This is a genomic window from Bradyrhizobium sp. SZCCHNRI1029 (assembly GCF_032487555.1).
In the GTDB taxonomy this organism is placed as follows: Bacteria; Pseudomonadota; Alphaproteobacteria; order Rhizobiales; family Xanthobacteraceae; genus Bradyrhizobium.
Map to the genome: position 1 here is coordinate 399,647 of NZ_JAUEUK010000009.1, position 7,659 is coordinate 407,305.

Genomic DNA, 7,659 nt, shown 5'->3' on the forward strand with positions numbered 1-7,659 from the left:
CATGCGCCACAACGGTCCGATCGCCCTGGTCTTTCATGCGCTCGTCACTGGCTTCGTGCTGGCGCCGCTCATCGTGATCTGCCTCGTCGCGTTCACGCCGGCCAACACGTTGACATTGCCGACCACGCAGGTCTCGCTGCGCTGGTTCACGGCCGTGTTCGCGCATCCGGATTTCGTCGCCTCCTTCCTCAACAGCCTGTGGGTTGCGGCAACAGCCGCGACGATTGCGGTCGTGCTCGCGGTCGCCGCCGGCCTCGCGCTCGATCGCTACGACTTCCGCGGCCGCGCGGCGCTGAACGCGCTGTTCCTGTCGCCCCTGATGATCCCGCATCTCGTGCTCGGCGTTGCGCTGCTGCGGCTGTTCGCGCTGCTCGGCGCCACCGGCAGCCTGCTGTGGCTGACCGCAGGTCACATTGTCGTCGTCACGCCTTATGTGCTCCGCTTGGTTCTGGCCGCCCTGTCCGGCCTCGACCTCAGCGCCGAGCAGGCGGCGGTGACCCTGGGCGCTTCCGGCTGGATCGTGTTCCGCCGCATCACCGTGCCGATGATTTTGCCCGGCATCACCGGCGGCTGGCTGCTTGCCTTCATCAACTCCTTCGACGAGCTCACGATGTCGATCTTCATCACCTCGCCCGCCACGATCACCCTGCCGGTGCGCATGTACATGTACGCGACCGAATCGATTGATCCGATGATGGCCGCCGTATCGGCGCTGATGATCGCGGTGACGGCGGCGGCGATGCTGCTGCTCGACCGCATCTTCGGCCTCGACAAGATCCTCGTGGGCCAAGGCTGATACCATGCCGTTGCTGCATCGCCTCGTCCGCAACGACAGCGCCGTCATCTCCTTCACGATCGATGGCGTGCCCTGCGACGGCCGCGCCGGCGACACCGTGCTGACGGCCATGCTCTGCCAGGTCGACCGGCTTCGCTACAGCGAGTTTTCCGCCGCGCCACGGGCCGGCTTCTGCCAGATGGGCGCGTGCCAGGACTGCCGGGTGCAGCTCGCGAGCGGTGAGCAGCTGCGCGCCTGCACGACGCCGCTTACCGAAGGCATGGACATCATCACACGACGAGGGCGCGGCCATGGCTGAGCGCGCATCGCCCCTGATCGTCGGCGCCGGCCCGGCCGGCATCCGCGCCGCGATGACATTGGTCGCGGCCGGCCTGCGGCCGATCGTGGTCGATGAAGGCCACGCCTGCGGCGGCCAGATCTATCGCCAGCCGCTGAGTCCCGACGGCCGCGATGCCACGGCGCGCTACGGCTCGGAGGCTTCGAAGGCCGCGCGGCTGCATCACGACTTTGCGGCGCTCGGCACCGCAATCGACTATCAGTCGAACACGCTGCTGTGGAATCTGCGCGACGGCGCGGCCGCCATTCTCCGCGACGGCATCAGCCATCGCATCAATTATGATGGACTCATCCTCGCGGCCGGCGCGACCGATCGCGTGCTGCCGATCCCCGGCTGGACCTTGCCCGGCGTATTCACCCTCGGCGGCGCGCAAATCGCGCTGAAGGCGCAGGGCTGCGCGATCGGCCGGCGCGTGGTGTTCGCCGGCTCCGGCCCGCTGCTCTATCTGGTCGCCTGGCAATACATGAAGGCCGGCGTCGACGTTGCCGCCGTGCTCGACGCGGCGCCCTTGTCTGCGAAGCTCAATCTGCTGCGCGCGTTGCCGCTCGCGCCGGGCATCGTGCTGCGTGGGGTGCGCATGGCGCTGGAGTTGACGCTGCGCGGCACGCGCGTGCGGTTCGGCGTCTCCCGGCTCCGGATCGAGGGCGAGAGCAGGGTGGCGCGCATCGTCTATCGGGCCGGCGGGCGCGAACACGCGATCGCCTGCGACGGCGTTGGCTACGGTCTCGGTCTGCGCTCGGAGACTCAGGCTGCTGATCTCGCCGGCTGCGCTTTTGGCTTCGATGCGCGCGACCGCGCGCATCGTCCGGTTCGCGACGCCGGTGGCCGCAGCAGCATCGCGGGCGTGTACCTCGCCGGCGACGGCGCCCGCATCGCCGGCGCCGATGCCGCGGAAGCCGCCGGCGAGCGGGCCGCGCTGGCATTGTTGGAGGATCGCGGCCTGCCGCATGATTCGGTGCGCGCCGCCACCCTCGAACATGCGCTGGCGCGGATCGATCGCCTGCGCGATGGGCTCGAAGCCGCCTTTCCCTATCCATCGCATTGGGCGGGCGACATCGCCGATGACACGCTGCTGTGCCGCTGCGAGGAGATCGATGCCGGCGAGGCGCGGCGCGCGATCAGCGATTTCTCGCTCACCGAGATCAATCGCCTGAAGGCGGTGACGCGCATCGGCATGGGCCGCTGCCAGGGCCGCATGTGCGGCGCGGTCGCCGCGGAGCTCTTGGCTGCGCAGACGCGCCGCGACATCGGCGCTGTCGGCCGGCTGCGCGCGCAGGCGCCGATCAAGCCGATCCCGGTGGCTACCAGCCGTTCCATCGACGAGAGGCGGCATGACCCGGCGCATTGACTGCGATGTCGCGATCGTCGGCGGCGGGCTGGTCGGCAGCTCCGCCGCGCTGGCGCTGCGCGGCATGGGCTTCTCCGTCACGCTGCTCGACAAGGGCTTCTGCGGCGCGCAGGCGAGCGGCGTGAACTATGGCGGCGTGCGCCGCCAGGGCCGCCCGCCCGAGCAACTGCCGCTGTCGCAGCGGGCGCATGCGATCTGGCCGCGGCTCGCGCAGCTCATCGGCATCGACGGCGAGTTCCTGCGCTCCGGCCATCTCAAGCTCGCGCGGACGCCTGCGGACATGGCGAGCCTGGAGCGCTACGCCGCCGAGGTCGCGCCGTTCGGGCTCGCTCTCGAGCTGATCGGCCACAATCAACTGCACGAGCGCTTCGGCATCGCGGGCGGCGTCGTGGGCGGTTCGTTCTGTCCCGGCGACGGCCACGCCAATCCCCGGCTGGTCGCCACCGCCTTCGCCGCAGCGGCGCGTCGCGCCGGCGCCGAGGTGCTGGAGAACACGGAGGTTACGGGCGCCACCAGGACGTTCGAGGGTTTTGCCCTGGAAGCCGGTGACGTCGCCATCAGGACGCGTACCGTGATCAACAGCGCCGGCGCCTGGGCCGACGGCTTGGCGCGCGCGTTCGACGAGCCCGTGCCGCTGGAGCGCACCTATCCGTCGATGATCGTGACCGAGCCGCTCGATCTATTTCTCGGCGTCAACATCGGCATCGAGGGCGGCGGCATCTACGCGCGGCAGGTTACGCGCGGCAACGTCGTCGTCGGCGGCGAGCGCGCCGCGCCGCTCGCCGATCCCGACTATTCGCGCCCGCGCAGCGACGGCATGCTTGCCATCATGCAGCGCGCCAGCGAGCTGTTCGGCCCGCTGCGCCATGCCCAGGCGATCCGGTTCTGGAGCGGCACCGAGGCGACGATGCCCGACCGCAATCCGGTGATCGGGCCGAGCGCGACGACGCCGGGACTGATTCACGCCTTCGGCTTCTCTGGCGCCGGCTTCCAGATCGCGCCGGGGGTCGGCGAGGTGCTGGCCGAGCTGGTGCGCGACGGCGAGACCTCGACGCCGATCGCGGCCTTCGCCATCACTCGTTTCTCACCCGCATCGCAGCCGGGCGATGCCTCTCAAGCAGCAATGACGACAGGATCGAAGGAGACCTCGCCATGATCGATGCTCGCGCCGCGCTCGGCTCAGCCCTCGCGCTGATGCTCGCCACCGCCTCCGCGCACGCCGAAACCAGGACGCTCTATGTCGGCATGAACGGCGGCAATTTCGAGCGCACCTATACGCAGGCGGTGTTTCCGGACTTCGAGAAGGCCAACGACGTCAAGATCGTCGTCGTGCCCGGCACCTCGTCGGATATCCTCGCCAAGGCGATCGCGGCGAAGGACAAGCCGCAGATGCACGTGATGTTTCTCGACGACGGCGTGATGATCCGCGCCGCCGGCCTTGGTCTGTGCGAGAAGCTGAAGCCGAGCGAGGCGCTCGGCCAGCTCGAGCCGTTCGCGCGACTCCAGGACGACATCGCCGCCGGCATCGACATCGGCATGACCGGCCTTGCCTACAACAAGAAGCTGTTCGACGAGAAGGGCTGGGCGGCGCCGACCTCCTGGCTCGATCTCGCCGATCCCAAGTTCAAGGACAAGGTCGTGTTCCAGTCGGCCTCGGTCTCGACCTTCGGCCTGCACGCCTTCCTGATGATCAACCGTATCAACGGCGGCAGCGAGGCCAATGTCGAGCCGGGCTTCAAGGCGTTTCCCGACACGATCGGCAAGAACGTGCTCGAATACATTCCGAACTCGGCCAAGATCTCCGAGATGGTGCAGACCGGCGAGGCCGCGATCTTCCCGCTGACGCCGACCGCGGTGTCGACCTTGAAGGAGAAGGGCATCCCGGTCGAGTATGCGCAGCCGAAGGAAGGCTCGGTCGTGCTGATGGTCGCCGAATGCGTCATCGCCAACAACTCCGAATCCGAGCTGGCGCAGAAGCTCGCCGCCTATCTGCTGTCGCCGGAAGCGCAGGCCAAGGCGCTGGCCGCCGGCAACATCGTGCCGTCCAACACCACCGCGAAAGCCACGACGCCGGCGGCCGAGCAGAAGCTCGCGACCTTCCACGGCTACATGAAGAGCGCGATCACGCTCGACTGGGACGTCATCAACGCCAGGCGCCCGGAATGGAATACGCGCTGGAACAGGATGATCGAGCGGTAGGCAGGCTTCGTTCCGTCGTCATTGCGCGCGAAGCGATCAGACCTTTCATGCGGCCCTGGATCGCTTCGCTGGCGCTCGCGATGACGGCCGGGGAGCCAGCGCGTTTGCGCTTCCATCGTCATACCCCGCCAAAGCGGGGTATCCAGTCCGCCGCTGCCTTCGATGCCATCACAGCCGTCTCGGCGTACGGGATCGCCCGGTCGAGCCGGGCGATGACGGAGAGTGTGTGGCGCTACGCCTGCTCTGATTGTCATTGCGAGGAGTGTAGCGACGAGGCGATCCAGGGCTGCGCAAGGCACTCTGGATCGCTTGGTAGCTACGCGCATTACCCCGCCGGATAGCTCGTCGCATACGCCTCCGTCAGCGCCTCATCGAGCCGCCGCCCGGCGCTGAAACCTGACAGCGTCGCGGGACGGGTGACGCCCGGCGGCAATCGGCCATCGGGCTCCGGCGGCCCGATCAGGGTGTGCACCGGAATGCGCTCGGCATAGATCGGCAGCGCGTAGTCCTCCTCATCGTCGATGACGCCCGCGGCGCGGATCTTCGCCGATGCCTTTTCGATCTCCATGGTCACGACCGACGTGGCCTTGAGCTCCTGCTCGGTGGTCGGGCGCAGACTCGCAGTGCGGCCGGGAAACAGCCGATCGACCATCATCACCAGCGCGCGCTCCTTCTCCGCCTGATCCTCGATCAGCCGGGCATGGCCGAACGCCATCACCGAGCGGTAGTCGGCGGAATGATGGAAGGCGCTGCGCGCCAGCACCAGGCCGTCGAGATGGGTGACGGTGAGACAGGCCGGCTGTCCCTCGGACAGGCTGCGCAACATGCGGCTGGCGCTCGAGCCGTGCCAATACAGCGTCGTTGCCTCGCGCCAATACAGCGTCGGCGTGCAATAGGGCTGGCCGTCGATGACATAGGAGACGTGGCACAGCGTTGCGGAGTCGAGCAGGGCATGGACGGTCGCATGATCGTAATGGGCGCGCTGATGCCGCCGCTTGACCCGGTTGGTGTCGTCGACGGGATAGCTCGGCATCTGTTGCTCGGACATCGTCAGTCTCCTGTTTCCGTCGACGTCATGCCATGGCAAAGTGGTTGCCGGGAGTTCCACTTCGATGCGAAAGCAGACAACCACTTCGCGGCGCCGCGACGACGTGCTGGCGCTGCCGATCCGGCTCGACCGCACCATCCGCAGCCAGTCGCGGCAGGTGCACGGCGCGCTGCGCACCGGCATCGTCGACGGCCTGCTCGCGCCCGGCCTTCGTCTGCCTTCGACGCGCGGGCTCGCCGAGCAGCTCGGTGTTCGCCGCAACGCGATCGTCGCAGCCTATGAAGCGCTGCTGTCGGACGGCCTGGTCGAGGCGCGCCACGGCGCCGGCACCTATGTCGCGGCACGGCTGCCCGCACCGCAGGTCGCCGCGCCGGTCGCCGCGCCGGTCGCCGAGCTGGATGTTCGCATTCCGCCGCGCCGGCCGTTCGCGCTCGGCTGCACGCTGGTCGATCCCGTGCTCTTGCGGCGACTCGCCGCGGCCAGCCGGCGCCGCATCGCCCGCGCCGCGCCCGACGAGCTCGGCTATGGCGATCCGCGCGGCAGCCTGCATCTGCGCAGCCAGGTCGCGCACTATCTTGCCGCCAATCGCGGCGTCCGCTGCGACCCAAGCTGCATTCTCATCGTGAGCGGCACCCAGCACGGCCTGCGGCTGTGCATCGACGCGTTGCTTGCGCCGGGCGATCCCGTCTGGTTCGAGGATCCCGGCTATGTCGCCTCGCGCCACACGTTGAGCACGACCGGCGCGAAGCTGGTCCCGGTGCCGGTCGATGATGAAGGCATCGTGGTGAGCTCGGGCGAGACGACGTACATGGCGGCCAAGGCCGCCTACGTGACGCCATCGCATCAGTTTCCGACCGGTGTTGCGATGAGCATGGCGCGGCGCATCGCGCTGCTCGACTGGGCGCGCAGGGCGGACGCCTACATCTTCGAGGACGACTACGACAGCGAGTACCGCTTTGCAGGCCCGCCGCTGACGGCGTTGGCCGGCATCGGCGGCGAGCGCGTCATCTATCTCGGCACCTTCGGCAAGACGCTGTTCGCGGGACTGCGGCTCGGCTACCTCGTGGTGCCGCCGGCGCTGGTCGCGCGGGTCGTCGCAGCGCGCGCGGCGCAGGACCGGTTTCCGCCGGCCTTCATGCAGGACGCTCTGGCCGACCTGATGGCCGACGGTGTGCTCGCGGCCCACATGCGGCGGCTGCGCCCGCGCTACCGCCAGGCGCGCGATGTCGTCGCCGAGGCGCTCGCCAAGCACGGCAAAGGCAGCCTGCAACTGGCCGCGCCGTCGCAAGGGCTGCATCTGCTGGCGACCTTGCCGCCGGCAGCGCCGAAGGGCACGGCGAAACTGATCCGCGACCGCGCCGGCATCGAATGCCGGCTGTTGTCGGATGCGCGGATCGTGCAGCGCGGGCCCGACGGTTTCATCCTGGGCTATTCGGGCTTTGCGGCGAAGGATCTCGCCGATGCCGCCAGGCGGCTCGGGCGCGCCACCCAGGACATCCTGGGCGCGGCGGCGCGCCCGCGCTGAGCATCATCGATGCCGCGAGTGTGGCCGAGCCGGCACGTCGGGCAAATCAGCAGGGCCATGAGCTTCCGGGAATCTACACAGAGGCTCCGCTTGCGTGTCGCGCGCAACGCGCCGGTCTGGATTTTGTTCAGTTCGTTCAACGCGCTCTTGACGACCGATCGCGCGCCTGCATTTTCTTCTTTCGTTTTTTCGAAAATCGTGCTTTGGTTGCGCATCCCGCCTCACCGCAGAGGGGCGTAGCGCGCGATCGTCACGACACGCGAGGTGGGGATGCGATGGCCGCGCTGTTGCCGCAGCATGCTTGTCCAGCGTGCGGACGAACGGCAATACGCGGACGTGAAGTCGCAGCGTCCTGATACCCCGATGCTGGTATCACGCGCAGTGCGCGCAAGCGCATTGTCGCAAT

General features: G+C 68.5%; 7 protein-coding genes and 1 pseudogene. 6 read left to right on the forward strand and 2 right to left on the reverse strand.

Going from position 1 to position 7,659, the window contains the following annotated elements:
• The first annotated feature begins 1 nt into the window (after window position 1).
• The 5 genes from QW861_RS25955 to QW861_RS25975 are packed head-to-tail and all read left to right on the forward strand — an operon-like array spanning window position 2 to window position 4,680.
• Window positions 2–796, forward strand: a complete 795-nt coding sequence (locus QW861_RS25955) for an ABC transporter permease (protein ID WP_316193652.1) — start codon at window positions 2–4, stop codon at window positions 794–796.
• Window positions 797–800: 4 nt separating this feature from the next.
• Window positions 801–1,094 (forward strand): (2Fe-2S)-binding protein, encoded by a 294-nt coding sequence (locus tag QW861_RS25960; RefSeq protein ID WP_316193654.1) that lies wholly within the window; start codon window positions 801–803, stop codon window positions 1,092–1,094.
• On the forward strand, window positions 1,087–2,481 hold the full coding sequence (locus QW861_RS25965; protein WP_316193656.1) for an FAD/NAD(P)-binding oxidoreductase: 1,395 nt from the start codon (window positions 1,087–1,089) through the stop codon (window positions 2,479–2,481). The genes QW861_RS25960 and QW861_RS25965 overlap by 8 nt, the downstream gene beginning before the upstream one ends.
• Entirely contained in the window at window positions 2,465–3,637 is a 1,173-nt protein-coding gene (locus QW861_RS25970) for an FAD-dependent oxidoreductase (protein ID WP_316193657.1), read from the forward strand. The genes QW861_RS25965 and QW861_RS25970 overlap by 17 nt, the downstream gene beginning before the upstream one ends.
• Window positions 3,634–4,680: an ABC transporter substrate-binding protein gene (locus tag QW861_RS25975; protein ID WP_316193658.1), complete on the forward strand. Its 1,047-nt coding sequence runs from the start codon at window positions 3,634–3,636 to the stop codon at window positions 4,678–4,680. The genes QW861_RS25970 and QW861_RS25975 overlap by 4 nt, the downstream gene beginning before the upstream one ends.
• A gap of 325 nt (window positions 4,681–5,005) precedes the next feature.
• Here the strand turns inward: QW861_RS25975 and QW861_RS25980 are convergent, their stop codons facing one another.
• Window positions 5,006–5,728, reverse strand: coding sequence for a pyridoxamine 5'-phosphate oxidase family protein (locus tag QW861_RS25980; protein ID WP_315754381.1), 723 nt, complete (start codon window positions 5,726–5,728; stop codon window positions 5,006–5,008).
• A gap of 64 nt (window positions 5,729–5,792) precedes the next feature.
• Here QW861_RS25980 and QW861_RS25985 point away from each other — a divergent pair, with 64 nt between their 5' ends.
• Window positions 5,793–7,253: a PLP-dependent aminotransferase family protein gene (locus QW861_RS25985; protein WP_316193659.1), complete on the forward strand. Its 1,461-nt coding sequence runs from the start codon at window positions 5,793–5,795 to the stop codon at window positions 7,251–7,253.
• A gap of 221 nt (window positions 7,254–7,474) precedes the next feature.
• Here QW861_RS25985 and QW861_RS25990 read toward each other — a convergent pair.
• Window positions 7,475–7,659, reverse strand: a pseudogene (locus QW861_RS25990) (hypothetical protein); the annotation flags it as partial.

What these genes read in the sequence shown, in the direction of transcription:
- QW861_RS25955 (WP_316193652.1), top strand. Translation starts at nt 2, where the DNA reads ATGCGCCACAACGGTCCGATCGCCCTGGTCTTTCATGCGCTCGTCACT.
- QW861_RS25960 (WP_316193654.1), top strand. Translation starts at nt 801, where the DNA reads ATGCCGTTGCTGCATCGCCTCGTCCGCAACGACAGCGCCGTCATCTCC.
- QW861_RS25965 (WP_316193656.1), top strand. Translation starts at nt 1,087, where the DNA reads ATGGCTGAGCGCGCATCGCCCCTGATCGTCGGCGCCGGCCCGGCCGGC.
- QW861_RS25970 (WP_316193657.1), top strand. Translation starts at nt 2,465, where the DNA reads ATGACCCGGCGCATTGACTGCGATGTCGCGATCGTCGGCGGCGGGCTG.
- QW861_RS25975 (WP_316193658.1), top strand. Translation starts at nt 3,634, where the DNA reads ATGATCGATGCTCGCGCCGCGCTCGGCTCAGCCCTCGCGCTGATGCTC.
- QW861_RS25980 (WP_315754381.1), bottom strand. Translation starts at nt 5,728, where the DNA reads ATGTCCGAGCAACAGATGCCGAGCTATCCCGTCGACGACACCAACCGG.
- QW861_RS25985 (WP_316193659.1), top strand. Translation starts at nt 5,793, where the DNA reads ATGCGAAAGCAGACAACCACTTCGCGGCGCCGCGACGACGTGCTGGCG.